Genomic DNA, 25,333 nt, shown 5'->3' on the forward strand with positions numbered 1-25,333 from the left:
GTTGAGTTCGGCGCGAAGGGTACGGATCGTCGGCGGACCGTTCAGGTCCGGGTCAGGCGATCCGAAAAAAAGGGGCTGAACAAGGAAACGGGGGCGGGCGGCACCAGGGGGAAGTGAGGTGCCACCCGCCCCCGCTTGGCCGGCCCGCACGAGGGGGGATGCGGGGCCGGCAACGACGGGGACGCCCATGGGGGGATGCAGTCGGGCGTGCCCCCCGTCGCGAGAGGTATCGGGATAACGCCGCCTCACGAGTCGGGTTTCAGAGGCTTAGGCGTTTTTCCTGCCCGGCAGCTTAAGCATCGTGGCCGAGCCGCGCACCTCACGCTCCGGTGAGGCGGCGGAAGCCCTCCGTGACGCGGCGCACGAAATCGGGCTCGCGGGTTCGCCAGTAGCGGGGGTCGCGCATCATCTTCCGCAGCGCGCCCTCGTCCATCGTCTCCGGCTGTTCGGACCGGCGGGCCAGGGGCGGCTCGCCCTTCTCCATCATGCGGTGCAGGGCGATCACCCCGTCCGCCGTGGTGGACAGGGCTTCGAAGACCGGCGGGGGGAGGTTCGCGCGGCCCCAGGCCGCGATCTGCTTCGAGATCCGGCGGAAGCGCTCCTCCCCGCCGAACTCGGCGCGCAGGCGGTCGAGCTGGCGCTCGGCCTCGTAGCCCATCGCCGCCTCGGCGACGATCGGCACCAGGCGCTCGGCCGCCAAGTCGTACACGACCTGCACCTGTTCCGGGGTGAAGCCGGCGTCGTGCAGCCGCGCATTCACCTCGCGATCCGGGCTGCATAGCGCGTGCCGGCACTCCACCACGTACTCGTCCGGGCTCTCCGGCACGCCCAGTGCCCGGCGGAACCGGACCCGCTCCTCCTCCGGCGCGTCGGCACCCGGTGGCAGGAAGCGGGCGGAGAGCTTCCGCTCCAGCTCGCGGTAGGACTTCAGCAGCGCGTCCACGCGGATCGTGCCGCGCTCCGGGTCCCAGAACTTCTCCGGCACCTCCGCGGGGCGGGAGGCGGGGCCGGTGTCGCCGGCCTGCGCGGCCTGGAGCAGGTTCTCGGTCATGCCTGGGGGGACTCCTGATCGGGTTGAGGGGCCGGCCCGGCAACCGGCGGGACCGCGGCCGGGGGCAACGGCGCGATGATCGCGCTCGGCGCCGAGAGGGTGCGGGCGAGGTAACGGGCGGCCGCCGGGATATCCACGACCGGCGCGGCCGCGGGCCCCAGCGCCGCCACGGCCTGGAGGAAGAGAAGCGTGTTCGACGCATCCGCCCGACCCTGCACGCGCGCCAGCGGCGACTGGTAGGCGATCCGCGCCGCGTGACTGTCCCCCGGTCCGTCGAGCAGGATCGGCGGCACCTCCCCGCGTCGCCGCAAGATCGAGAGGCAGCGGGCGATGAGCGGCGTCAGCAGCTCCGCCTGCAACCGGCCATAGGTGGCGCCCAGCAGCCGAGCGGTCTCGCCGCTGCGCTCCAGCACCTCCGTCGCGGTCATGCGGGCGTCGCGCGGGGGCGTCAGGCGGTCCGCCAGCAGCGCCGATCGGATGCGCGCGCGCATGTCGGAGAGCACGAGCTGGGACACGTCGAAGGAGCCCGGCGCCGCCAGCGGCGTCAGCCCCGCGGAGCCCGGGGCCTTCGGGATGATCGCGCCCGGCTCCAGCCGCACCGTCGCGGGGTTCAGCACCCCGTCGTCATCCGCCTGCCAGATGCCGGTCGCGGCGATGGAGGCGTTCTTCAGCACCAGCTCCACCACCTTGTTCGCGGTGCGGATGTCCGGCAGCGCCTTCATCACGGGGCCGCGGCCATAGGTCTCGCCGGGCGCCTTCAGCCAGCGGAAGGGCAGGAAGGGGCTGCCGTCGAAGCGCCCCTCGGCCAGCACGGTGCCGGCACCGTCCTTCTCCAGCATCGCGCAGAAGCGGTGGCCGCTGCGGTCGGGCCACACGGCCTCGATGACGCGGTGCGCCTCCTCCGGGTCCTGCGGACGGAGCAGCGCCGGCGGCAGGATCGCGTGGGGATAGCGGGCCGCGATGGCGGCGGCGCTCAGCCGCACGAGGCGGAACACCGTGTCCAGCCGCCCGGACGGCCCCTCCTCCAGCACCGCCTCGCGCAGCGGCACGGCGGTGAAGCGGAAGGCCGAGGCCTCGCCCGTCGGCGCCTCCTCCACCAGCAGCACGCCGGTGCCGGCCACGACGAGGTCGAGGAAGGCCTGGTGCATCTCCAGCGCGAAGTTCGAGCGGTCGAGATGCCCCTGGAGCGTCTCCGCCGCTGCCTCGAGCGCCGCGGCCACCCCTGGCTCCGCACTCTCCTGAACCGGGGAGAGGCCGAACCAGCGGGACCAGGGCGGCGTCAGCTCCGCCAGCAGGGACGCCGCCAAGTTCTCCGCCGCATCCGCCGCCGTCCCGTCGAAGAGGGCTGGGCCGCCCATGCCCGGCGTCGCGGCCAGGACGTGGTCGTAGCAGTCGCGCCACACGCCCTCCCAGGGGCGACGGCGTTCCAGGGCGCGCTCGGCGCGGGCGAGGATGTCGTCGGGCGTCATGCGCGCGCCTCCGGGATGGGAAGCGCCGGGCAGGCGGGCAGCGTCGAGTTGGTTCGGCCGGCCATGCGCGGGGTCGCTCCTCTCTGCGGAACCCCCGGCCCGGAACGACGAAGGCCCGGCGCCGGAGGGGATCCGGGGCCGGGCCTTCGAGAGGGGAGCGGGGAGGATGAGCAGCGGACACAATTCGGCCGCTGATGAGAAGATTTCTAAACGCGAGCGGGCCGTTTGTCAAGAATATTTTCCTGTCGATCCCTCAGCCGCTTCATCAGCCGACGGTGGAGCCCGTGCGGGGTCACCGCGAGCGGCGCACCGGGTCCCAACAGCGCCCGGCAGAGCGTCACGCAGGAGAACGGCAAGAGGCCCGGCCCACGCGGGGCCGGCGGCGCCGGGCTGAACGGTCCGAGCACCGCGCAGCCGGCCCGGCGCCAGAAGCCGGGCAGGTCATAGGCGGCCGGCACCTCCAGCCGCGTGACCAGCAACCGGCCGGAGAGCGGGTCCAGCACGGTCCAGCCCCACGCGTCCTGCAGCGCGCCGAAGCAGTGCCGGAAGCCCGGCCGCAGCAGGCGCAGCCAGGGCTGGTCTCCCCCGCCGCCGAACCCGATCCACAGGGTCTGCGGCACGGTGACGGCCACCCGGCGATGCGCGGCGATCGGCCGCGCATCGCCCCGCGGATCGGAGGCGGCGAGCAGGTCCGGCGCCGGCAGGATCGGCACGCCGTCCATCGCGATCAGCCCGGATTCCGGGGCTTCAGCGCGACCACCGCGGCCTCTCCAGCCGCCTCGCGCCGGCACTCCTCGGGCTGGACGATGCCCTTCACGCGGAGCGGCCATTCCATCCGGTCCAGCGCCTCCTTCCACAGGCGCCAGTCGCCCTTCTCCCGCAGGGCGCGCGGGTCGGGGGCGGTGCCGCGCTCGCCCCAGATCCGCAGGATCCGGGCATGCGCGATCTCGATTCGGCGCTGGCGATAGAGCCGGTCGAGGCACTTCACCACATCATCCGGCTCGCAGGGCCGGCTCACGAGGCCCTTGCCCGCGACGATTCGCGCGCCGTCGCGCCGCGCGACGAGGGCGGCCATGGTCCAGAGCCAGGCCTCCTCGGCGCTGCGGAAGGGCTGTGTCTTGTGAAGAGGCGCGAAGTTGGGCGCGGCATGGGACCGGGGGGCGGTGGTCATCGGGGGCTGATCCTCGCCTGGGAGTTGAACATAGCAAGAACATCGGGGCACGGGGTTGTGACCGTCAAGCCCGGTCTTTGATAAAATTCCTATTGTCAGGAGACGGTGTGCCTAGGATACTACCGCAATGCAGCACGCGGATGTCTGGCGCGCGCTCGATGCCCTGGCCGCCGAGAACGGCCTGTCCGCATCGGGGCTGGCCCGCAAGGCGGGGCTCGATCCCACCGCCTTCAACCCCTCCAAGCGCGTGGGGCCAGACGGTCGCGCGCGCTGGCCCTCCACCGAGAGCCTCGCGAAGGTCTTCGCCGCCACGGGCTCGGGGATGGAGAACTTCGCCGCCCTCGTCACGGGCACGATGCGGGCGCAGCCACGCCCGAGTCGGCGCATCCCGCTGCTCGGCCTCGCCCAGGCCGGACGGAGCGGCTTCTTCGACGATGGTGGCTACCCCGTCGGCGGCGGCTGGGACGAGATCAGCCTGCCGGAGGTCGGCGATCCCAACGCCTACGCGCTCGAGATCAGCGGCGACTCGATGGAGCCGGTGTTCCGGGACGGGGACGTGATCATCGTCTCGCCGGGCGCCCCGGTGCGCCGCGGCGACCGCGTGGTGGTCCGCACCAAGGCCGGCGAGGTGATGGCGAAGGAGTTGCTACGGCAATCCGCCAAGCGCGTGGAACTGGCGAGCCTCAACCCGGCCCACCCCACCTACAGCTTCGAGCTGGAGGAGCTGATGTGGATGCACCGGATCGTCTGGGCGAGCCAGTAGCGCGCCACGGCCGCGCGGCGCAGAAGCGGCCGGGCATCAGGCCCAGTCGCTCCGCGGGCCCTGCCCCGATGATCGGGTCAGGCCCGGGAAGGGCAGCCCCGGGACGGAGGCCCCGAGGCCGATCGCCTTACCAGTACGGCCGGTAGACCGGGGCCGGGCGGTAGTAATAGGCCGGCGGCGGGGGGGGCGCGTAGTAGGCCGGCGGCGCGTAATACACGGGCGGCGGCGGCGCATAATAGACCGGCGGGGGCGGCGCATAGGCATAGGCCGAACCGGCGATCGCACCCAGCGCGAGTCCCCCGATGATGCCAGCGGCGACGGCCCCACCGCTCGGGCCGCGGCGGTGCCAGCCCTGCGCCTCGGCGCTCGGGGAGGCCGCCATCAGCGCCACGCCGGTCAGACCGGCCAGGGCCAGGGCCCGGACGCTCTTCGTCATGTCACTCTCCTCAACTCAGTGAGCAGAACATGGGGAGGGATCGGCGCGGGATTAAGGCAGAGGCGGGGTCACTTCGTGACAGCCCCTACGTCGCCGGCCGCTCTTCCAGCAGACGCAGCACGCGCTGCGGATCACGATCCGCGGAGATGGCAAGTATCCGCCCGTCCTCCATGGTCACGGCGGCCAGCCCGGCATCCTCATAGGCCGGCAGCATGGCCGGCTGCACGCCGGCGAAGGCGGGCGCCACGCCGGCTGCATCGCACAGGTCGCGGAACGCCCAGATCGCGGCAACGCGGGCCTCGGGCGGGCCGGCCGGATCGCCCTCCCCCACCCAGACCTCGCCGTGCTTGCGGAAGGCGAAGCCGCTGCGACCACCCTCGGCGAACACTGCGCCGTCCGCCGCCGCCGGCGCCCGCGCCCCGATCGAGAGCAGGCGCGAACGGGCACTGGCATCATACGCATCCGCGGCCACCCGCGCCGGATGCAGCAGGCGGACCGCCGCGGCCAGCATGAGCACGACGGTGGCCCCGACGGCGAACCGCAGCGGCGCCGGGCTGCCCGCCAGCAGCACGACCTCCCACCAGGCGCCGGAGACCCGTCCATGATAGGCCACGGTCGCCAGCGTCAGCCCGCAGATCACGCCGCCCAGGAGCGACACGACGCGCGGCGCCGTCAGCGGCTCCCCCGTGAGCCGCGCGTCGCGGTAGAAGGCGCGCCCCATGGCCGCCAGGAACAGCGCCGCGGCCAGGTACCCGGCCGCGACCCACCAGGGATCGCCCCGCACGGTGATGACGACGGCGCCGGTCAGGAGCAGCACCAGCCCGGCCCACCACGCGATCCGCAGCCGCCGCAGCACCCCGTAGGACACGGCCAGCAGCAGCGACCCGATGATGGAGGCGCCGAACTGGCTCGCCAGCGCCACCTCCTCCCCGCCCCAGGCCACCACGTCCGAGCCCCGGGCCGGCAGGGCGCCGATGAAGAGCAGCACGATCCCACCCAGGCCGCAGAGCCCCGCCAGGACCGGCACCTCCAGCGCGCCCGTGACGCGCGTCTCCGTGCGGATGCGGTCGAAGAACCCGCGCCGCTGGCTCAGCTCGAATCCCGCGAAGAGCGCGCCCGCCACGAAGAGCGGCCCGATGTAGTAGAACAGCCGGAACAGCAGCAGCGCCCCGATCACCTGCGGGGAGGGCAGGTAGGGCTGCAGCGCCAGCAGGATGAAGCCGTCGAACACGCCCAGCCCGCCCGGCACCGTCGCCGCGATCCCGGCGGTGTAGGCCGCGATGTAGATGCCCAGGAACCGCCAGAAGGTCAGCCCCGGCGCATCCGGCAGCAGGGCGTAGAAGATCATCGTGGTGACCGCGACATCCACCGTCGCGAGCGTCACCTGCGCCAGCGCCATCCGCCAGCCCGGCAGCTCGATCTTGTAGCCGAAGGCGGTGAAGGACGGCAGGAAGAGCGATGCCGCGACATAGGCGAGCACGATCCCCCACATCGCCAGCCCCACGATCCAGGCGGCCCAGTTCGGGATGAGTTCCTCCGGCCCGACGAAGGGCAGGACCGCGGGCTCCAGGATCAGCACCAGCCCGCCGAGCGCGAACCCGCCCAGCCCGAAGGTGAGGGAGGTGAAGGCGATGACCTTCGCGATCTCCCCCGGCGTCAGCCCCCAGGCCGCGTAGAAGCGGTAGCGCACCGCGGCGCCCGACACCGCCGCGAAGCCGAGATTATGCGCCAGCGTGTAGGCGCAGAAGGAGGCGAGCGACGTCTTGGAATAGGAGATCGGTCTTCCCGCATAAACCGAGCCGAGCCGGTCGTAGACCGTCAGCACCGCATAGGCGAGCAGCGTCCACAGGAAGGCGACGATCAGGCTGTGCAGCGACGTCTCCCGCAGCGCCCGCCCGATCTCGGCCACGGACAGGTGCCGGAATTCCCGCTGCACGACGTAGAGCGCGCCGACGAGGAGGATGAGGCCGAAGACGGTCGGGCCGTGCTTCCGGACGGCCTTCCAGATCATGCCGCGACGGCGCCCTTCTCCAGGGTGGATTCGATCAGCGCGACCGTTTCCGGAATGCCGTAGAGCGCGACGAAGCCGCCGAAGCGCGGTCCCTCCTCCTGCCCCAGCAGCACCTGATAGATCGCGGAGAACCAGGCCCGCGACACGCCCGGCCGAGCCTCCCCGTCTTTGGCCGGCCCCTTGCCCGGCTGCAGGAAGGGCTCGCGCCGTCCCGCATCATAGACAAGGTCCTGGATCGCTGCCGGCCGCTCCGCCGCTGGCAGCGCCTCGATCGCCGCCTGGTTCGCCCGCAGCCGGGCGGCAAGGTCCAGCAACGCCTCCCGCTCTGCCTCGGTCGGCGGCCGGAAGGTCTTCTTCGGCTTCACCTGCTCCCGGTAATAGGTGCTCGCCCGCTCCACGAGCTGCGCCAGCATCGGGGACGCCTCTGGCGTCGCTTCCGGCGCGTGGCGGCGCAGGTAGCCCCAGAGCATCTCCGGCGTCTCCGCATTCGCGGCCACCGCGAGGTTCAGCAGCAGGGTGAAGGTGATCGGCGATCCCGCCGCGTTCGGCAGCACCCCGCCATGCAGGTGCCACGCCGGGTTGGCCGGATCGCCCGAGGCCCGGAACTTCTCGACATTCGCGAGGTACTCGTCCGCCGCCCGCGGGATGACATCGAAGTAGAGCCGCTTCGCCCGCCCAGGCTGCTGGAACATGAACTGCGACAGGCTCTCCGGCGGGCCGTAGCGCAGCCACTCCTCGATCGTCATACCGTTGCCGGCGGACTTGCTGATCTTCTTGCCGTCCTCATCGAGAAACAGCTCGTAGGTGAAGCCGACCGGTGGCTCACCGCCCAGCACGCGGCAGATCTGGCCCGACAACCGCACGCTGTCGATCAGGTCCTTGCCGGACATCTCGTAGTCCACGCCCAGCGCGTACCAGCGCAGCGCCCAGTCGGCCTTCCACTGTGCCTTCACGTGGCCGCCGGTGACCGGCGTCTCGAAGCGCTCTCCCGTGTTCGGATCGCGCCACACCACCGTGCCGTCGGCCGGCCGCGTCTCCTCCATCGGCACCTGCATCACCAGGCCGGTCTTCGGATGGATCGGCAGGAAGGGCGAATAGGTGGCGCGCCGGTCCGGCCCGAGCGTGGGCAGGATCACGTCCCGCACCGCGTCGTGCCGCTCCAGCATCCGCAGCAGCGCGGCGTCGAAGCGGCCGGAGGTGTAGTAGTCCGTCGACGAGGCGAACTCGTACTCGAACCCGAAGGCGTCCAGGAACGCCCGCAGCCGCGCGTTGTTGTGCGCTCCGAAGCTCTCATGCGTGCCGAAGGGATCGGGCACCCGCGTCACCGGCTTGCCGATGTTGGCGCGCAACACCTCCGCGTTCGGGATGTTGTCCGGCACCTTCCGGAGCGCGTCCATGTCGTCGCTGAACGCGATCAGCCGGCCGGGCAGCCCGGTCATCCGCTCGAAAGCGCGGCGCACCCAGGTCGTCCGCGCCACCTCTCCGAAGGTCCCGATATGCGGCAGGCCGGAGGGGCCGTAGCCCGTCTCGAACAGCGCGCCGCCCTTTTTCGCCACCGAAGCCCGGTCGGCCACCTTCGCCGCCTCCTCGAAGGGCCAGGCACGGGTGGCGCGGAGCGCGGGATCGGCGGGGAAGGAGGCCATGGGGCGCCTCCATTGGCAGGGGGGCCCGTCCCGGTCAACGAAGGACCCGCCCCGCGGACCGTTCCGGCCCCGCCCGCCGGGCGCCCCTGCCCCGCGGACGGAACGTCTCGCATCCCGCGTCCGCGCGCGTTATGAGGCGCTGCCACTCTCCGGCAAGAGGACTGAAAAGATGCGCGTTGGGGTCTTCGGCGCCACGGGCGCCGTCGGCAAGGAACTGGTGCAGGTGCTCGCGGACCGGGCTTTCCCGGTGACCGAGCTCCGCCTCTTCGCCTCGACCCGCTCCGCCGGCACCCGAATTAAGACCCCCTTCGGGGAGAAAACCGTCGAGGCCCACGACCCGGCGAAGCCGCCGCGCCTGGACCTCGCGCTCCTCTCCATCTCCGGCGACTGGTCAAAGGCCCATGCCCGCGGCCTGGCCGAGGCCGGGGCGGTCGTGGTGGACAACTCCTCCGCCTTCCGTCTGGACCCGGACGTTCCCCTGGTGGTGCCCGAGGTGAATGCGGCCGCGGCCGGCAACGCCCGCCTGATCGCCAACCCGAACTGCACCACGGCGATCCTCGTCGTCGCCCTCGCCCCGCTGCACGCCGCCTTCGGCCTGAAGCGCGTCATCGTCTCCACCTACCAGGCCGCCTCCGGCGCCGGGGCGGAGGGGATGCAGGAGCTGGAGGACGGGCTGAAGGCCATGGCCGCCACCGGCCAGCCCTTCTCCGGCCAGCGGGCGAAGAACGAGGTCTTCCGCCACCCCCTGCCCCTGAACCTCATCCCGCACATCGATAGCTTCCAGCCCAACGGCTACACGCGGGAGGAGATGAAGGTCACCTGGGAGACCCGGAAGATCATGGGCCTGCCAGACCTGCTGGTCTCCTGCACCGCCGTCCGCGTCCCCACCCTCCGCGCCCATGCGGAGGCGGTGACGATCGAGACCGAGCGCCCCGTCACCCCGGAGGCGGCGCGCGAGGTCCTGTCCAAGGCCGCCGGCGTGGTGCTGGCCGACGATCCGGCCAACGCCCTCTATCCCATGCCGCTCACGGCCAGCGGCAAGTACGACGTGGAGGCCGGCCGCATCCGCGCCAACCCGGTATTCGGTGATCGCGGCCTCGATCTCTTCGTCTGCGGCGACCAGCTGCTGAAGGGCGCCGCCCTGAACGCGGTCCAGATCGCCGAGGCCCTGCCGCAACTCAAGATGGCGGCCTGAAGCAAGAAAGGCCGGGGGAAGGTATTCCCCCGGTCCCCCATCTATTTTTGCGAATTGGGGTCTGGCGCCGGGCGTAGCGCCCGCGAAGGGTCAGTACCCCTTCCGGTCGCCCTTCTTCTCCGGATCATGCGTGTGGTGGCTGTCCCGCTCACCACCGCCGCCCGAAACATGGCTCTTCTCGTCGCTCGTGGCCGGACCGGCGATGGTCTGCCCGCCCTTGCGATGCGTATGGCCGTGGTTGCCGCCCTGGTGGGCGCTGCCGGGCCCGCCGCCGGAACGGTCGGTGCCCTCTTCGTTCTTGTTGTGCTTGTCGCCCATGGTCAGCGGTCCTGCTGGTAGCCCTGGTTGTGGGTGTTCTGGCGGATGTTCCCCTCCTCGTGCATCTGGTCCTTGTTGATGTTCCGCTGCTTGATCGTTTCCTTCGCCAGGGCGGGCGGCAGCTCGCCCTCGCCGGCATTGTTGCCCCCGTGGGGCGATCGGTTCTCCGGCGGGACGGGGGGCAGGTGCGCTTTGGACATGGCGCGGCGTCCTCCTCTCTGTGTGCCAGGGGGTAACGCCCCGGCGGCGTCCGGCGTTGCCCCCTCCCGGCCCCTGCCCTAAGCCCCGGCCATGCCGCAGGACCTGACCACCCCGGCCGGGCGCCGCGCCGCCCTGGTGAATTCCCTGTTCGTGGACCACGCCGCCCTGCGCACGGGCTGGCGCAACTGGGGCATCGTGGTTCCGGGCCGGCTCTACCGCTCCAACCACCCCCAGCCCTGGCAGCTCCGCAACGCGGCCCGTCGCTTCGGCCTGAAGACTGTCATCAATCTGCGCGGCCACCGCCCGGAATGTGGCTCCGACGCCCTTTCGCGTGCCGCGGCCGCCCTCCTCGGCCTCGACCACATCGATGCCCCCTTCGAGAGCCGCGGCGCGCCCCACAAGGACCGCATCCTCCGCCTGGCTGGCATCTACGCCTCCATGCAGGAACCCGCCCTCATCCACTGCAAGTCAGGGGCTGATCGCACGGGCCTCGCCGCCGGCCTCTTCCTGTTGCTGAACGGCGGCGCCAGCGCCGATGCCCTGGCGCAGCTCCACCCGCGCTGGGGCCACATCGCGGCGTCCCGCACCGGGATTCTGGACGCCTTCTTTCACCGCTACGCCTGGGACGCGGAAGGCCGCCTTCCCTTCCTCGACTGGGTGCGGGACGAATACGACGAGACCGCGCTCCGCGCCGAATTCCAGAGCCGCCCCTGGGCCGACCGCCTCGTGGACGGCGTGCTGCGGCGGGAGTGACACCGTCGTCGGGACTGCCGGCCGGCTCGATGCGGCCGAGGTGCCCGGCACACCGCTATGCCTGGGCGAAGGCCTGAGCCCGCACCAGCCCGGCATAGACCCCGCCCCGCTCCACCAGCGCCGCATGCGTGCCCGTCTCGGCCACGCGCCCGCCCTCCAGCACCACGATCAGGTCGGCGTCCCGCACGGTGGACAGGCGATGCGCCACCACCAGCGTCGTGCGCCCCGCGCGCAGCCGGGCCAGCGCCGCCTGCACGGCCGCCTCGTTCGCCGTGTCCAGCGCGCTCGTCGCCTCGTCCAGCAGCAGCACGCGCGGGTTCCGCAGCAGCGCGCGGGCCAGCGACACGCGCTGCCGCTGCCCGCCCGAAAGCCGCGCCCCGCCCGGGCCGAGCACCGTGTCGTAGCCCCCCGGCAGCGCCGCCAGGAACTCGTGCGCTGCCGCCGCACGGGCCGCGTCCTCCACCTCCGCGCGCGTCGCGCCGGGACGGCCGCAGGCGATGTTGGCAAAGGCCGTGTCGTCGAACACCGTCGCGTCCTGCCCGACATAGGCGATCGCGTCCCGTAGGCTCTCCAGCGACACGCCGCGGACGTCGGCGCCGTCCAGCACCACCCGGCCGCCCGTCACGTCGTACAGCCGCGGCACCAGTGCGAGCGCCGTGGACTTGCCCGCGCCGGATGGCCCCACCAGCGCGACGGTCTGCCCCGGCTCCGCGGCGAAGGTCACGCCGTGGATTGCCGGAACCACGCCTGCCTCATAGGTGAAGTGCACGTCCTCGAAGACGATGCGGCCGCCCCCGGACGGCAGGGCGGGCGCGCCGGGCGGGCTGGTGATGGTCGGACGCGCATCCACCACGGCATACACGCGCGACAGCCCCGCCAGTCCCTCCTGCAAGGCCGCGTTCAGGCTGCCCAGCGCCCGCACCGGCCGGGCCGCGATCAGCAGGGCCGCGACGAAGCCCGTGAACTCGCCAACCGTCCCCTCGCCCTGGCTCACGCGCCAGCCGACGATCGCCAGCACCCCCGCCACCGCGATCCCGCCCAGCGCCTCCAGCATCGGATCGAGGCTCGCGCGCGTCCGCGCGATCGACAGGAGCGACGAGCGGAGATTCGCGAAGGTCTGCGCCGCGCGCCCCTCCTCCGCCTCCTCCAGCCGATAGGTGCGCACGACTCGCGCGGCGGAGAAGCTCTCCGTCAGCGTCGCGGCCGCCTCGCCCACCCGCTCCTGCATCCCGCCGGAGGCGCGCCGGATCCGCTTGCCCAGCCGCAGGATCGGCACCACCGCCACCGGATAGAGCAGCGCCGCCACGAGCGACATCTTCCAGTCCAGCCACACCATGGAGCCGACGAGCCCGACCACCGTCAGCACGTCCGCGATGCCGTTGATGGCCTTCGTCAGCGCCTCCCGGATCGCGGCGGCGTCGGCGGTGAAGCGGGCGGCGTGACGGGCTGGCGCCTCCCGCGCCACGCGCGCCAGATCGGCGCGCGTGAGGGCGTGGAAGAGGCGGTTCTGCAAGCCCTCGATCACCCGCAGCACCACGGACTGGATGGACACGGCCTGCCCGTACTGGGCCAGCGCCTTGGCAAGCGTGACGAGGATGATGACGGGCGGGATGGCCCAGACGATCCGGCTGTCGCCGGCCGCGAAGCTGTCGAAGGCCTGCTGGATCACCACGGGGTAGAGGGCCGTCAGCCCCGCCACCAGCCCGGTGCAAAGCAGCGCGACGAGGATGCCGCGCCGGTGATGCCGCACCTGGTCCCGCCAGAGCCGCGCGAGAAGGGCGCGGGTGGTGCTGGGATCGAAGGGGCGGGCCATGGGCGGGCCGGTTAGCGCAGCCGGCCCGCCCACGCAAAGCCGCGGGCCGGGGCCCGCGGCCAGGGACCGTCAGACCCGGCGACGCATCGCCGCGTCGAGGCTCCAGGGCCCCGGGCCGGCCGCCGAGATGTAGAGGAACACGAAGCAGTAGAGGATGGAGGCGTCGCCGCCATTCAGCACGGGATAGAAGTTCCGCGGCGCATGACCCATGAAGTAGGCGAAGGCCATCTCGCCGGCCAGGATGAACGCCACCGGCCGCGTCAGCAGGCCGACCAGCAGCAGCGCGCCGCCGACCAGCTCCAGCATGCCCGCCCACCAGTAGATCGTCATCATCGCCGGCAGGCCGGAGCCGGGAGGGGCCGGGAAGCCGAGGATCTTCTGCGTCCCGTGCAGCATGAAGATGATCGCCGCGACGATCCGCAGCACGGAGAGAAGGCGCGGGGCCCAGGTGACGGCCAGGGAGTCGAACATGCGTCGGGGTTCCGATTCGCGGCGGTTGAGCCCCTGCCTAACCCGGCTCATGAACGGGCGGAAAGGTTCCGCCGCGAATATCGGCGATCACGGCCGCCAATCGGGCGCGGCAGGCCTCGGCCCCGGCCGTGCAGCCCCCTTCCAGCCACCAGCGCCGCACGGCCGCCAGCGCCTCCCCCATCGCCTTGCCGCCCGGCAGGCCGAGGGCCATCGCGTCCCGCCCCCTCAGGGGAAAGACGGGGCGGGGCGTGGCCTCCGCCCGCGCCCGGAACCGCGCCCAGGCCGCGTCGTCCGGCCCCTGCCACGCCCAGGCCCGGTTCAGCGCCTCCCGCACCCAGGCCGCGTCCCGCACCGTGGCCGTCTCCTCCTCGGCCAGCAGGCGGCGGAGCTCGTCGTCGGACAGGGAGTCCTCCGCGATGGCCGGCTGCATCGGGAAGAGCGCGTGGCCGACGCGGTAGAGGTCGCGCAGCCGCTCCGTCTCATCCCCCGACGCGCGAAGGCGCCGGGCCGCATCCCCGGCGGTGGTCCAGAGCATGGCGTGGAAGCGCAGCAGCGCGTCGGTCGGCGCACCGATCGCCGACAGCGCCGCGAGGATCCGGTCCGGAAAGAGCAGCGGGCCGAGGATCGCCGACAGCACGCCGCATTCGTCCATCAGCGCCACCGCCGCGGCCGGATCGGGCGCGGACAGCAGCCGCTTCACCTCCATCCAGACCCGCTCGACCGACAGGCGGGAGAGCTTCGGCACCGCGCCCCGGATCGCCGCCACCGCCGCCGCATCCGGCTTCCCCCGCCCGTAGCGCGCCTGGAAGCGGAAATAGCGAAGGGCGCGGAGATGGTCCTCCTCCAGCCGCGTCGCGGGATCGCCGACGAAGCGCACCCGCCCCGCCGCGAGGTCCTCTCGCCCGCCGAAGTAATCCCAGAGCTCGCCCTCGGCCGAGAGCGACATCGCGTTGATGGTGAAATCCCGCCGCGCCGCGTCCTCCCGCCAATTGGTCGTCCACTCCACCACCGCGTGGCGGCCATCGGTCGAGACGTCGCGGCGCAGGCTCGTCACCTCAACGGGCTGGCCGGCCAGCACGGCCGTGACCGTCCCGTGGGACAGCCCGGTCTCGTGCACGCGCAGCCCGGCCGCCTCCAGCCGGCGCGCGATCTCGTCGGGCGGCATCGGCGCGGCCACGTCCACATCCGCCACCGGCCGCCCGGCGATCACGTCCCGCACGACGCCGCCCACCGCCCGCGCGCCGGGCAGCGCGGCCAGCACCGCCGCCGGCGCCGCCTGCCGCAGCACCTCCGGCGGCTTGATACGCGCGGCCGGGGGGTCCAGCTCGCCACTCACCGGGCCGGAGGTCCCTCATAGGGCGGTGGAACCGGCGCGCGCGGGCCTACCGGCGGCCAGGCCCCGGGCGGACGCAGGGGATCGGCGTGACCCGGCGCGATGTGCCCGTTCTGCAGCGAGGGCGGCACATAGGCCGTGCCCGGCGCCATGCTGCGCGACAGCCCGTACCAGGCCGCCGCCCCGATCGAGAGCACCAGGCCCACCAGGGCCAGCAGCAGCCACGGCGTCCCCGCCTCCTGACGGGGGTTCAGTCGGGTCCACAGCAGGAACAGGGCAAAGGGCGCGAGGAAGAGCAGCGCCTCGATGAGGTAGGGCATGTACGAACGATATGCGGTCTCAGAGCCCCCGCGGCCAGGGCGGGTCAGCCCTTCCGCGCCACCGCCTCCCCGCCCGGATAAGTGCGGACCACCGCGCTGTCATCGGCCCCGCCCAGCCCGGCCCCGGCCGCCTGCCGGAACCGCGCCAGCGCCGCCTCCGCCATCGGCGCCTCCGCCCCCAGCGCGGCCGCCGCCTCCCGCACGATGCCGAGGTCCTTCACGAAGATCGCCACCGCCGAGCGCGGCGCGGGGTCGCTCTCCATCATGCGTGGCACCCGGTCCCCGAACATCCAGGACGCCCCGGCCGAGTTCGTGATCACCTCGTAGAGCACCACCGGATCGATCCCGGCCCGCGCGCCGAGCGCCATCGCCTCCGCCGCCGCCGCGATGTGCACGCCGGCGAGGAGCTGGTTCACCATCTTCACCCGGCTGCCCGCGCCGGGCGCGTCGCCCAGCCGATACACCTTCGTCGCCACCGCCTTCAGGAAGGGATCCGCCCGGGCAAAGGCGTCCGGCGCGCCGGAGGCCATCACGGTCATCTCCCCCCGCTCCGCCCGCGCGGCACCGCCGGAGACCGGCGCGTCCAGCGGGAGCAGCCCCATCCCGGACAGCCGTCCCGCGATCGCCTCCGTCCGCGCCGGCGACATGGTCGCGCAGAGCAGGACGACGGCGCCCGGGGTCAGCGCCGACGCGGCCCCATCGGGCCCGAACAGCACCGCCTCCGTCTGGTCCGCGTTCACCACGAAGACGAAGAGCGCGTCGGCACCCCGCGCGCCCTCCTCCGGGCTGCGGGCGGCGGTGCCGCCGGCGGCGGTCAGGCGGTCCAGTACCTCCTCCCGCAAGTCGACGCCGCGCAGGGCGATGCCGGCCCGCAGCAGCGAGGCCGCGGCCCCCCAGCCCATGGCGCCCAGGCCGATCACGCAGGCCGTCCCAGCCATCACACAGTCCCCTCCCCGATCAGCCGGATCGTGCCGCGTCACGCCCTCGCCTGACAGGGGGCGGCGTGCTGGGAGCGGTCACGCGGCCGGTCAGTCCCGCAGGGCGATCGCCAGGTTCCGCAGGATGGCGGCCGTCGCGCCCCAGATCGTCTGCGTCTCGTGCGGCCAGGCCCAGAACTGGCGCGCCACGCCGCGGAACACGCCGCTGCGCCGCTCCGGCGCGGCCGGATCCAGCAGCCGGGCGACCGGATACTCGAACACCTCCGCCACCTCCGCCGGATCGGGCGTCAGCGCGAGCGGCGGATCCAGCAGGGCCATGACGGGCGTCACGTGGAAGCCCGTGCCGGTCAGGTGCTCCGGCAGGCGGCCGATCAGGCGGGGCAGGCGGGGGTCCAGCCCCACCTCCTCCGCGGCCTCGCGCAGGGCGGCGGCCTCTGGCGTCTCGCCCGCCTCGATCCGCCCGCCCGGAAAGGCCACCTGCCCGGCATGGGCGGAGAGCGTCGCCGCCCGCTGCGTGAGCAGCACCGCCGGCTCGTCGTACAGGATGATCGGAACCAGCACCGCCGCCTGCCGGTTGGTCCCCGGCGCCACGCGCCAGACCTCGTCGCTCTCGCTCGGCGCCAGCCGGGCCAGCCGGGCCGGATCCGTCAGGCGGGGCTCGATATCGGCGGCGGTGAGCGTCGGCGGGAGCGCGACCGGCAGCCCGACACTCACGCCTCGTGCTGCGGGCTGTCGTCGATCACGAAGAACACGCCCTCGCTCCACACGCCCATCACCTCGCGCCCGTCCACCGTCTCGGGCTGGGCGAGCGCGACCAGCTCGTAGAAGACCGGGCGGCTGATCCGCGCCTCCAGCCCCGGGCGCACCGTGATGTAGGGCCGCGGCTCCCGCGTCACCGGGTCCACCGCCACCCGGATCGGGTGCTGCATGTCCGCGGTGACCATCTGGTCCAGGTTGGTTCGGAAGGTCAGGCATTGCCGGGCCGGGCGGTTGGCCCGGCCGGTCGGCTTTCCTTCCGGATGGCCGCAGCCATCCTCGTTGCAGCAGTGGCCCCAGGTCAGCTCCACCGCGACGAAGGGCGCATCCTCCACCTCGATCCGGCCGCGCTCCACCGGCGTCTCCAGCCAGTAGCTGCCATCCGCCTCCCGCTTCAGCACGGTGGAGAAGAGGCAGACGAGTTCCTTCCGGCCGATCGGGCTGCCCTGGTAGTACCAGGTGCCGTCGCGCGCGATCCGCATCCGGAAATCGCCGCACTCGGCCTTCGGCCGCCGGGGGGCCGATGCCGGCGCGACTATGGGCGGGGCGGGGCTTTGCGCGCGCGATTTCGTGCCCGCTTCGCTCTGCAATCCAGGCGTCATGCCGCTTCCTCCGCGCCATCCGGGGGCCCTACCCTCCCTTTCCGCGAGCGCGCCTCCATCTCTGGACTCGCTCAGGGGGTGGGCCGGACGGGTGTAACCGGCGGGCAATATGGAAAGGGGCCGGCGATGGTTGAAGTGGTGCAGGCGGATGCGGAGCGGATTGTGGCCGAGGCCGAGGCCCTTTCGACACGCCTCGCCCGCGTGCGCGCCGCCGTAGGCCAGGTGATCCTGGGACAGGAGGCGGTGGTCGAGCAGTCCCTCGTCACCCTTCTCTCCGGCGGGCACATGCTGCTGGTCGGCGTGCCGGGCCTCGGCAAGACGAAGCTCGTCGAGACGCTCGGCACGGTCATGGGCCTCGATTCCCGCCGGGTGCAGTTCACCCCGGACCTCATGCCCTCCGACATCCTTGGCTCCGAGGTGCTGGACGAGGGCGCGGATGGCCGCCGCGCCTTCCGCTTCCTGCGCGGCCCGGTCTTCTGCCAGCTCCTGATGGCCGACGAGATCAACCGCGCCTCCCCCCGCACCCAGTCCGCCCTGCTCCAGGCGATGCAGGAGCGGCGCGTGGCCGTGGGCGGCGAGATCATCGACCTGCCCGCGCCGTTCCACGTGCTCGCGACCCAGAACCCGATCGAGCAGGAGGGCACCTACCCCCTGCCCGAGGCGCAGCTGGACCGATTCCTGCTGGAGATCGAGGTCACCTATCCCGACGAGGATGCCGAGCGGGCCATGCTGATCGCGACCACCGGCGCCGAGGAGCCCCGCCCCGCCGCCGCCCTGCGCGCGGAGGAGCTGATCGCCGCCCAGCAGCTCATCCGGCGCCTGCCCGTGGGGCAGGCCGTGCTGGACGCCATCCTCCGCCTCGTCCGCGGCGCCCGGCCGGAGACGGCGACGCTGGAGATGGTGCGGAAGCACCTCTCCTGGGGCCCCGGTCCTCGCGCCGCCCAGGCGCTGATGCTCGCCACGCGGGCCCGCGCCGTGCTGGATGGCCGCCTCTCCCCCAGCCTGGACGACGTGCTGGCGCTGGCCGAGCCGGTGCTCCGGCACCGCATGGCGCTCGGCTTCGCGGCCCGCGCCGACGGCGTGCGGCTGTCCGAGGTGATCGGCGCCCTGAAGGCCGATCTTGGCTAGCGGCGCTCCCACGGCCTCAATCGATTCCCTGGCCAAGGCGCGGTCGCCCAAGCCTGCCCCGGCGCTCGCGGCCGAGGCCGCGGCCGCCAGCCTGCCGCCCCTGGTGGTCAGCGCGGAGCGGGTGGCCGCGACGGTGCTGCAGGGCGTGCACGGCCGCCGCCGCTCGGGACAGGGCGACGCCTTCTGGCAGTTCCGGCCCTACCTGCCCGGGGACGACGCCTCCCGCGTGGATTGGCGGCAGAGCGCGAAGTCCGACCGCCTCTATCTCCGCGAGACCGAGTGGGAATCCGCGCAGACCGTCGCGCTGTGGCGCGATGCCGGACCGGGAATGGACTGGACCGGCGGCGCCGCGCGGCCGACCAAGCGCGCCCGCGCCGACCTGCTGCTCCTCGCCCTCGCCTCGCTTCTCCTGCGCGGGGGGGAGCGGGTGCGGCTGCTCGGTGGCGGCCGCTCGGTGTCCGGCCGCGGCGCGCTACCCGGCCTGGCGATGCGGCTGGAGTCGCTGAACCTTCCCCCGGCGGACGAATCCCTCCCGCGCCACGCCCGGGCGGTGCTCTTCGGCGATTTCCTGGCGCCCCTGGCGGAGCTGCGGGAATCCCTCCTTCCCCTCGCGACCGCGGGCGCCCGCGTGACGCTCGTCTCCCTGCTCGACCCCGCGGAGGAGAGCCTGCCCTATCTGGGCCGCGTCCGCTTCGAGCCTCCCGGCGCCGGCGAGTCCGCGCTGGTGCCGCGGGTGGAGGGCATCCGCGACCTCTACGCCGAGCGGCTGGCGGCGCACCGGGCTGGGGTGGCGGACATCACCCGTTCCTTCGGCTTCCGGCTGCTCTCCCACCGCACGGACCAGCCGCCCGGCGTCGCGCTGCTGGCGCTTTGGCAGGCGCTGGCCCCGCAGGGGGCCCGATGATGAACGGAACCGCCTCTTGACCGGCGCCATCACCTTCGCCGCGCCCTGGCTGCTGCTGGCGCTGATCCTCCTGCCCGGGCTGTGGTGGCTGCTGCGCGTCACGCCGCCGGCCCCGCGGCGCCAGTCCTTCCCGCCCGCGCGCCTGCTGCGCGACCTCCCGGTCGCGGAGGAAACGCCGGCCCGCACGCCCTGGTGGCTGCTGCTGCTGCGCCTCGTCGCGGCGGCGCTGATCGTGGTCGGCCTCGCACGCCCGGTGTGGAACGCGGCCGCGGGCGATGCGGAATCCCGTCCCCTGCTGATCGTGCTGGACGATGGCTGGGCCTCCGCCACGGACTGGCCGGACCGCGCGGCGGTCGCCACCGCGGCGCTGGACGGGGCCGCCAGGGCCGAGCGGCGCGTCGCCATCCTCGCCACGGCCCCCTCCGAGACCGGCGATCCGCCCCGCCCCACCGGCTGGATGCCGGCCGAGGAGGCGCGCGCCCGCCTCGCGGCCCTCCGCCCTCGCCCCTGGGCGCCCGACCGCGCCGCCGCCCTCTCCGCCCTGGAGACGTGGCGGGACGGCACGGGCTTCGCGAGCCTCTTCGTGACAGATGGCCTGAGCCACGCCGATGACGGGACCGGCCTCATGCGCGCTCTGGCCGCGGCCGGCCCCTTGCAGGTCGCGCGCGGCGCGCCCGGCACCGCCCGCGTCCTGACGCCGCCGCGGGCCGAGGCGGACCGCCTCGTGCTCGGCCTGCGCCGTGCCCCCGGCGGCCCGACGGCGGAGGCGGGCGTGATCGCGCTCACCGCCGATGGCCGCGGCCTCGGCCGCGCCGTGCTGAACCTGCCCGCCGGCGCCACGGAGGCCGAGGCGCCGCTGGAACTCCCGATCGAGATCCGCAACGCCGTGACGCGGCTGGAGCTGGAGGGCGTGAACGGCGCCCCGCCCGGCGCCGCCGGCGTCGTCCTGCTGGACGAGCGCTTCCGCCGGCGCCCCGTCGGCCTGCTCGCCGCGCAGGAGGAAGCGGCCGACGCGCCGCTCACGGGCGCGCTCTACTACCTCGACCGCGCCCTCTCCCCGACGGCGGAGATCCGCCGCGGCACGCTGGAGCAGCTGCTCTCCCGCCGCCTGGCCGTGCTGGTCCTGGCCGACCGGCCCCTGGCCGAGGGGCCGGAGATCGAGGCCGTCTCCCGCTTCGTGCAGGCCGGCGGGCTGCTGCTGCGCTTCGCCGGCCCCCGCACCGCGGAGCGCGGGGATTCCCTCCTGCCCGTGCCGCTCCGCGCGGGGGAGCGCGCCCTCGGCAGCGCCCTGTCCTGGGAGCGCCCGCAGACCCTCGCCGCCTTCCCGGAGGGCAGCCCCTTCGCTGGCCTGACACCCCCCGCGGAGGTGACGGTCACGACCCAGGTCCTGGCGGAGCCCGTGCCCCGCCTGGCGGAGCGGTCCTGGGCGCGGCTGGCGGACGGAACGCCGCTGGTCACCTACGAGAATCGCGGCGCCGGGCGGATCGTTCTGTTCCATGTGACTGCCAACGCGGACTGGTCGGACCTGCCGCTCTCCGGCCTCTTCATCGACATGCTCCGGCGGCTCGTCGCCCTCTCCTCCGGCGTGGCCGGCTCGGAGGGCGAGGCGCCGCTCGCGCCGGTGGAGACGCTGGACGGCTTCGGCCGCCTCGGCGCCCCGCCGCCCGCCGCCGGTCCGATCCCGGCGGCGCGGCTGGACGCGACCATGCCATCTCCGCGCAACCCGCCGGGCTGGTACGGCACCCCAGGCGAGGGCGGCGAGCGCCGCGCCCTGAACCTCTCCGCCCATGTCCCCGCGCTCCGGGAGATCGCGGCCCCGCCCTCCGGCGCGCGCGTCACCTCCATTGGCGGCGTGCCGGCGGAGCGCGACCTCGGTCCCTGGCTGCTCGCCGCGGCGCTGCTGCTGCTGGCGGTGGACCTGCTGCTGTCGCTGCAATCCCGGGGCCTCGGCCTGCGGGTGCGCGCCGCGGCCGTGGCGCTGACGCTGCTGATGCCCGGCGCGGCCTTCGCGCAGGAGGGCGCCGCAGCCCTCGCCACGCGCCTCGCCTATGTCGTGACCGGTGACACCCAGACGGACGACGTCTCCCGCCAGGGACTGGTGGGCCTGTCCGACTACGTGAACCGCCGCACCGCCGCCGGCCTCGCGGAGCCCGTGGCCATCCGCCCGGGGCAGGATGACCTCTCCTTCTACCCGCTGCTCTACTGGGTCGTGCTGCCGGACGCGCCCTCTCCGGACCAAGCCATGGTCGCCGCGCTGAACACCTTCATGCGCAACGGCGGCATCATCCTCTTCGACACGCGCAACGAGGGTTCGGGCGAGGGCGTCTCGCTCGGCGCCGACGTCGCGCTGCGGCGGATCACGCGGAACCTCCAGGTGCCACCGCTGGCGCCGATCGCCGACGACCACGTGCTGAAGCGCGCCTTCTATCTCCTGCCCGACCTTCCCGGCCGCTACGCAGGGGGCCAGGTCTGGGTGGCGCGGGAAGTGGATCGCGCCAATGACAGCGTCTCTCCCGTCATCATCGGCGGCCATGACTGGGCCTCGGCCTGGGCCGTCGATGGCCGGGGACAGAACCCCTACGCCGTCATGCCCGGCGGGGCGCGCCAGCGGACGCTGGCCTACCGCTTCGGCGTCAACCTCGTGATCTACGCGCTGACCGGCAACTACAAGGGTGACCAGGTGCACGTGCCGGCGATCCTGGAGCGCCTGGGGAACTGATGACCCGCACCCTCTCCTCGATCGACCTCGCGCCCATTCTGCCGCTCCCGCTGCTGGCGGCACTGGCCGCGGTCGCGCTGCTCGCGGTGGTGCCGGCGCTAATCCGCCGCGCGCGCGGGGCGTGGTGGCGGGCGGCGGCCTTCCTGCTCATCCTCGGCGCCCTCGCCAACCCGCGCCTCGTGCAGCAGACGCGGGAGACGCGGCCGGACATCGCGCTGCTCGCCGTAGACCGCTCCGCCTCCACCACCGTGGCGGGCCGGGAGGCCGCGATCACCGCCGCCCGCGCCGCCCTTGAGGCCCGCGCCGGCCGCCTGCCGGACCTGGAGCTCCGCACCGTGACGGTGGAGGAGGGCGGCAACCAGGGCACCCGCCTCTTCACCGCGATCGAGCGGGCGATGTCCGACATCCCCCGCGCCCGCCTCGCCGGTATCGTCGCGCTGACCGACGGGCAGGCGCATGACGTCCCGCGGAGCTTCCCGAACGACGCGCCGCTGCACCTGCTGATGCCCGGCCGAGCCGGGGAGGTGGATCGCCGCCTGCGCGTGATCGAGGCGCCGGGCTTCGGGATCGTCGGCCGCTCCGTGGACCTGCGCCTCATGGTGGAGGACCTGGGCGCCGCCAACGCCACCGCCCCCGTTCGGCTCTCCATCCGCCGCGACGGCGCCGCGCCGCGCAGCGAGAGCGTCGTCCCCGGCCGCGAGCACCGCATCACCGTCCCGATCGAGCGCGGCGGCACCTCCGTCATCGAGATCACCGCGGAGGAGCGCCCGGGCGAGGTCAGCACGGTCAACAACACCGCCGTCGTCACCGTGCACGGCGTGCGGGACCGCCTGCGCGTCCTGCTGGTGTCGGGAGAGCCCCATGCGGGCGAGCGCACCTGGCGCCGCCTGCTGAAGGCCGATCCGAACGTGGACCTCGTCCACTTCACCATCCTGCGCCCGCCGGAGAAGGATGACCTGACGCCGCTGAACGAGCTGGCGCTGATCGCCTTCCCCGTGCGGGAGCTGTTCCAGCAGAAGCTGCGCGACTTCGACCTGATCGTCTTCGACCGCTTCTCCAACCGCGGGATCCTGCCGCCGCAATACCTGCGGAACATCGCGGACTACGTGCGCGGCGGCGGCGCCTTGCTGCTCTCAGTCGGGCCGGAATTCACGGGCTCCTCCTCCCTCGCGATCACACCGCTCGGGCAGGTGTTGCCCGCGCGGCCGGTGGGCGGCGGGCAGGCGATGGCGGAAACGGCGTTCCGCGCCCAGGTCACCGAAACCGGCCTGCGCCACCCCGTGACCGAGGGCCTGACCGGCGCCAACGCCACCGCCGTCGCCCAGGCGACCTGGGGTCGCTGGTACCGCCACCTCCGCGCCGATGCGCGCAGCGGCGCGACGGTGATGAATGCCCCGAACGGCGCGCCGCTTCTCGTGCTGGACCGTGTGGGCGAGGGGCGCGTCGCCCTGCTGCTGTCCGACCAGATCTGGCTGTGGTCCCGCGGCCATGATGGCGGCGGCCCGCAGGCGGAACTGCTGCGCCGCATCGCCCACTGGCTGATGCGGGAGCCGGAGCTGGAGGAAGAGGACCTCACCGCGTCCATCCAGGGCGGCCGCCTGACCGTCACGCGCCGCAGCCTGTCCGATGCCGCGCCGCCCGAATTCAGCGTCACCGCGCCGGATGGAACCGTCACGCGCCAGACCCCGGAACGCGCCTCGGGCGGCCGCGCGGTGGTGGAGGTCCCGGCCACCCGCGCCGGCGTGTGGAGCGCGACGGACGGCACCCGCACCGCCTTCGCCGCCGCCGAGGCCGGCAACCCGCCGGAGATCGCCGACCTGCGCGCCGATCCCGCGCGCATCCAGCCCATCGTCACATCATCCGGCGGCGCGGTGCGATGGCTGGGCGACGGCAGCGCCGTGCCCGATCTGCGCCGCGTCTCCGCTGGCCGTGACGCGTCCGGCCCAGGCTGGATCGGCCTTGTCCGGCGGGAGGATCACACCGTGACGGGCATCTCCGCCCTCCCGCTGCTGCCGCCCTGGCTCGCCCTGCTTCTGGTGCTTGGGGTCGCCGTGGTGGCGTGGCGGCAGGAAGGGCGCTGACGCCGCGCCGCCTCAGTTCGTCTGGATGTTCGCCTCGGTGATGACCCGGCGCCAGTTGACGGTGTCCTCGGCCAGCAGCGTCCGCACCTCGGCCGGGCCGCCGCTCTCGGCCGCCAGGCCGATCGCGGTCATGCGCGCCTGGTAATCCGGGTCCGCCGTGACGGTGTTGAGGGCGGAGGAAATCCGGTCCACCACCGGCGCGGGCGTGCCGGGGGGCGCGAAGAGGGCCAGCCACAGCACGGCCTCGAATCCCGGCAGGGTTTCCGCGACCGTCGCTACATCTGGCAGGCTCGGCAGGCGCTGGCGGGACGAGATGGCCAGCGCCCGCGTCTTGCCGTCCTGCAAGGACGGCAGCGCTTCCACAGGAGACTGGAAGTTGCAGTGGATGCGCCCGGCCTGAAGGTCGAGCAGTCCCTCCACCCCGCCCCGGTTCGGAACCGCGGTCATCTCGATGCCGGCCCGCTGGCACAGCATCTCCGTCGCCAGATGCACGACCGTGCCGACGACGCCGCCATAGTTCAGCTTGCCCGGATTCGCCTTCGCGTAGGCGATGAACTCCGGCAGCGTCCGTGCGGGCAGTCCCGGCCAGACGTGGAACACGAACGGCCCGCGATACACCATCCCGACCGGCGTCAATTCCGCCATCGGATCGCGCGGCGTGAGCCGGGGCTGCAACGTCGGATTGATGGCCAGCGAGCTCGTCCCGGCGAGCAGCGTGTACCCGTCCGGCCGCGCCGCCGCGACCGCGGTCGAGGCGATCGAGGTCGCGCCGCCCACGCGGTTTTCCACCACCACGCGCCCGCCGATCGCCGTCGCCAGCCGATCGGCCGTCAGGCGCACGGCGATGTCGGTCTGCCCGCCGGCCGCATAGGCGTTCAGGATGGTGATCGGGCGTGCGGGAAACGCCTCCTGCGCCTGGGCCGGCAGCGCCGCAAGCGACAGGCTTCCCAGAAGGGCGCGACGCCCGGCATGAAAGGTCATGGATGTTCCCTCCGAAAAATTCGTTCTTGGCGTACGATGGGAAGGCAGGCGAACGAGGCGTTCAGCCCTGAAGATCTGACCCGTTGCTACGGTGACTTCGGGGAGAGGGAGAAGGAATTCTCCCTCTCCCCGAACCTCTCAACCCTCATCTTCTCTTGTGAGGCTGCCGCGGAATCCGGAGGCGGGAGCCCATTGCCGAATTCCGCGGCAGCCTGACAAAGGAAGATGAGTGGGGGCCCGGGGGAGAGAATTCCTTCTCTCCCCCGGAGTCACCCG

24 protein-coding genes are annotated in these 25,333 nt (G+C 73.3%); 7 read left to right on the plus strand and 17 right to left on the minus strand.

The features are described 5' to 3' along the window. Window positions 1–319: 319 nt before the first annotated feature. The 4 genes from ACP6CK_RS12410 to ACP6CK_RS12425 form a co-directional block, all read right to left on the minus strand. Entirely contained in the window at window positions 320–1,051 is a 732-nt protein-coding gene (locus ACP6CK_RS12410) for a capsid assembly protein (protein WP_426959275.1), read from the minus strand. Continuing rightward, window positions 1,048–2,520: a portal protein gene (locus ACP6CK_RS12415; RefSeq protein WP_426959277.1), complete on the minus strand. Its 1,473-nt coding sequence runs from the start codon at window positions 2,518–2,520 to the stop codon at window positions 1,048–1,050. Before ACP6CK_RS12415 ends, ACP6CK_RS12410 begins: the two co-directional genes overlap by 4 nt. Window positions 2,521–2,726: 206 nt before the next feature. Continuing rightward, the gene (locus tag ACP6CK_RS12420; RefSeq protein ID WP_426959278.1) at window positions 2,727–3,242 is read right to left on the minus strand and encodes a hypothetical protein; all 516 of its coding nucleotides are present in this window, start codon (window positions 3,240–3,242) and stop codon (window positions 2,727–2,729) included. 5 nt (window positions 3,243–3,247) lie between these two features. Next, window positions 3,248–3,691, minus strand: coding sequence for a hypothetical protein (locus ACP6CK_RS12425; protein ID WP_426959280.1), 444 nt, complete (start codon window positions 3,689–3,691; stop codon window positions 3,248–3,250). Between the two features lie 127 nt (window positions 3,692–3,818). On the opposite strand from ACP6CK_RS12425, the gene ACP6CK_RS12430 reads away from it, so the two are divergent. Next, on the plus strand, window positions 3,819–4,454 hold the full coding sequence (locus ACP6CK_RS12430; RefSeq protein ID WP_426959281.1) for a S24 family peptidase: 636 nt from the start codon (window positions 3,819–3,821) through the stop codon (window positions 4,452–4,454). A 127-nt stretch (window positions 4,455–4,581) separates the two neighbouring features. Here ACP6CK_RS12430 and ACP6CK_RS12435 read toward each other — a convergent pair whose 3' ends face one another. The 3 genes from ACP6CK_RS12435 to ACP6CK_RS12445 all read right to left on the minus strand — a co-directional run bounded on the left by ACP6CK_RS12435 (window position 4,582) and on the right by ACP6CK_RS12445 (window position 8,544). Then, the gene (locus tag ACP6CK_RS12435) at window positions 4,582–4,890 is read right to left on the minus strand and encodes a hypothetical protein (RefSeq protein ID WP_426959282.1); all 309 of its coding nucleotides are present in this window, start codon (window positions 4,888–4,890) and stop codon (window positions 4,582–4,584) included. Between the two features lie 85 nt (window positions 4,891–4,975). Next, window positions 4,976–6,901, minus strand: coding sequence for a phosphatidylglycerol lysyltransferase domain-containing protein (locus tag ACP6CK_RS12440; RefSeq protein WP_426959283.1), 1,926 nt, complete (start codon window positions 6,899–6,901; stop codon window positions 4,976–4,978). Beyond that, window positions 6,898–8,544 carry a lysine--tRNA ligase gene (locus tag ACP6CK_RS12445; RefSeq protein ID WP_426959285.1) on the minus strand — a complete coding sequence of 549 codons (1,647 nt, stop codon included), beginning with the start codon at window positions 8,542–8,544 and terminating at the stop codon, window positions 6,898–6,900. The genes ACP6CK_RS12440 and ACP6CK_RS12445 overlap by 4 nt, the downstream gene beginning before the upstream one ends. 169 nt (window positions 8,545–8,713) lie before the next feature. Between ACP6CK_RS12445 and ACP6CK_RS12450 the strand changes: the two genes are divergently transcribed. Next, the gene (locus tag ACP6CK_RS12450) at window positions 8,714–9,739 is read left to right on the plus strand and encodes an aspartate-semialdehyde dehydrogenase (RefSeq protein ID WP_426959286.1); all 1,026 of its coding nucleotides are present in this window, start codon (window positions 8,714–8,716) and stop codon (window positions 9,737–9,739) included. Between the two features lie 90 nt (window positions 9,740–9,829). Here the strand turns inward: ACP6CK_RS12450 and ACP6CK_RS12455 are convergent, their stop codons facing one another. Together ACP6CK_RS12455 and ACP6CK_RS12460 are read right to left on the minus strand one after the other, a co-directional pair. Continuing rightward, window positions 9,830–10,057 (minus strand): hypothetical protein, encoded by a 228-nt coding sequence (locus tag ACP6CK_RS12455; protein WP_426959288.1) that lies wholly within the window; start codon window positions 10,055–10,057, stop codon window positions 9,830–9,832. Window positions 10,058–10,059: 2 nt separating this feature from the next. Beyond that, window positions 10,060–10,257 carry a hypothetical protein gene (locus ACP6CK_RS12460; RefSeq protein ID WP_426959289.1) on the minus strand — a complete coding sequence of 66 codons (198 nt, stop codon included), beginning with the start codon at window positions 10,255–10,257 and terminating at the stop codon, window positions 10,060–10,062. Between the two features lie 91 nt (window positions 10,258–10,348). On the opposite strand from ACP6CK_RS12460, the gene ACP6CK_RS12465 reads away from it, so the two are divergent. Beyond that, window positions 10,349–11,011: a tyrosine-protein phosphatase gene (locus ACP6CK_RS12465; protein ID WP_426959290.1), complete on the plus strand. Its 663-nt coding sequence runs from the start codon at window positions 10,349–10,351 to the stop codon at window positions 11,009–11,011. A 55-nt stretch (window positions 11,012–11,066) separates the two neighbouring features. On the opposite strand, the gene ACP6CK_RS12470 is transcribed toward ACP6CK_RS12465, so the two are convergent. The 7 genes from ACP6CK_RS12470 to ACP6CK_RS12500 all read right to left on the minus strand — a co-directional run bounded on the left by ACP6CK_RS12470 (window position 11,067) and on the right by ACP6CK_RS12500 (window position 17,124). After that, window positions 11,067–12,824 carry an ABC transporter ATP-binding protein gene (locus ACP6CK_RS12470; protein ID WP_426959291.1) on the minus strand — a complete coding sequence of 586 codons (1,758 nt, stop codon included), beginning with the start codon at window positions 12,822–12,824 and terminating at the stop codon, window positions 11,067–11,069. A gap of 69 nt (window positions 12,825–12,893) precedes the next feature. Then, window positions 12,894–13,295, minus strand: coding sequence for a DoxX family protein (locus ACP6CK_RS12475; RefSeq protein ID WP_426959292.1), 402 nt, complete (start codon window positions 13,293–13,295; stop codon window positions 12,894–12,896). 37 nt (window positions 13,296–13,332) lie between these two features. Continuing rightward, entirely contained in the window at window positions 13,333–14,631 is a 1,299-nt protein-coding gene (locus ACP6CK_RS12480) for a CCA tRNA nucleotidyltransferase (RefSeq protein WP_426959293.1), read from the minus strand. Next, on the minus strand, window positions 14,628–14,948 hold the full coding sequence (locus ACP6CK_RS12485) for a hypothetical protein (RefSeq protein ID WP_426959294.1): 321 nt from the start codon (window positions 14,946–14,948) through the stop codon (window positions 14,628–14,630). Before ACP6CK_RS12485 ends, ACP6CK_RS12480 begins: the two co-directional genes overlap by 4 nt. Window positions 14,949–14,992: 44 nt before the next feature. Continuing rightward, entirely contained in the window at window positions 14,993–15,886 is an 894-nt protein-coding gene (gene ltnD / locus ACP6CK_RS12490) for an L-threonate dehydrogenase (RefSeq protein ID WP_426959295.1), read from the minus strand. 90 nt (window positions 15,887–15,976) lie between these two features. Beyond that, window positions 15,977–16,600: a CoA pyrophosphatase gene (locus ACP6CK_RS12495; protein WP_426959296.1), complete on the minus strand. Its 624-nt coding sequence runs from the start codon at window positions 16,598–16,600 to the stop codon at window positions 15,977–15,979. Then, window positions 16,597–17,124: a DUF1285 domain-containing protein gene (locus ACP6CK_RS12500; RefSeq protein WP_426959297.1), complete on the minus strand. Its 528-nt coding sequence runs from the start codon at window positions 17,122–17,124 to the stop codon at window positions 16,597–16,599. Before ACP6CK_RS12500 ends, ACP6CK_RS12495 begins: the two co-directional genes overlap by 4 nt. Window positions 17,125–17,370: 246 nt before the next feature. Between ACP6CK_RS12500 and ACP6CK_RS12505 the strand changes: the two genes are divergently transcribed. The 4 genes from ACP6CK_RS12505 to ACP6CK_RS12520 are packed head-to-tail and all read left to right on the plus strand — an operon-like array spanning window position 17,371 to window position 24,076. Then, window positions 17,371–18,372, plus strand: coding sequence for an AAA family ATPase (locus ACP6CK_RS12505; protein WP_426959298.1), 1,002 nt, complete (start codon window positions 17,371–17,373; stop codon window positions 18,370–18,372). Then, complete coding sequence (locus ACP6CK_RS12510) at window positions 18,365–19,276, plus strand: DUF58 domain-containing protein (RefSeq protein ID WP_426959300.1); 912 nt, start codon at window positions 18,365–18,367, stop codon at window positions 19,274–19,276. Before ACP6CK_RS12505 ends, ACP6CK_RS12510 begins: the two co-directional genes overlap by 8 nt. A 16-nt stretch (window positions 19,277–19,292) precedes the next feature. Beyond that, entirely contained in the window at window positions 19,293–21,995 is a 2,703-nt protein-coding gene (locus ACP6CK_RS12515) for a DUF4159 domain-containing protein (protein ID WP_426959301.1), read from the plus strand. Beyond that, window positions 21,995–24,076 carry a hypothetical protein gene (locus ACP6CK_RS12520; protein ID WP_426959302.1) on the plus strand — a complete coding sequence of 694 codons (2,082 nt, stop codon included), beginning with the start codon at window positions 21,995–21,997 and terminating at the stop codon, window positions 24,074–24,076. Before ACP6CK_RS12515 ends, ACP6CK_RS12520 begins: the two co-directional genes overlap by 1 nt. A gap of 12 nt (window positions 24,077–24,088) precedes the next feature. Here ACP6CK_RS12520 and ACP6CK_RS12525 read toward each other — a convergent pair whose 3' ends face one another. Then, window positions 24,089–25,057: a Bug family tripartite tricarboxylate transporter substrate binding protein gene (locus ACP6CK_RS12525; RefSeq protein ID WP_426959304.1), complete on the minus strand. Its 969-nt coding sequence runs from the start codon at window positions 25,055–25,057 to the stop codon at window positions 24,089–24,091. Window positions 25,058–25,333 lie beyond the last annotated feature (276 nt).

Source organism: Muricoccus radiodurans, from assembly GCF_050154705.1.
GTDB classification, from domain to species: domain Bacteria; phylum Pseudomonadota; class Alphaproteobacteria; order Acetobacterales; family Acetobacteraceae; genus Roseomonas; species Roseomonas radiodurans.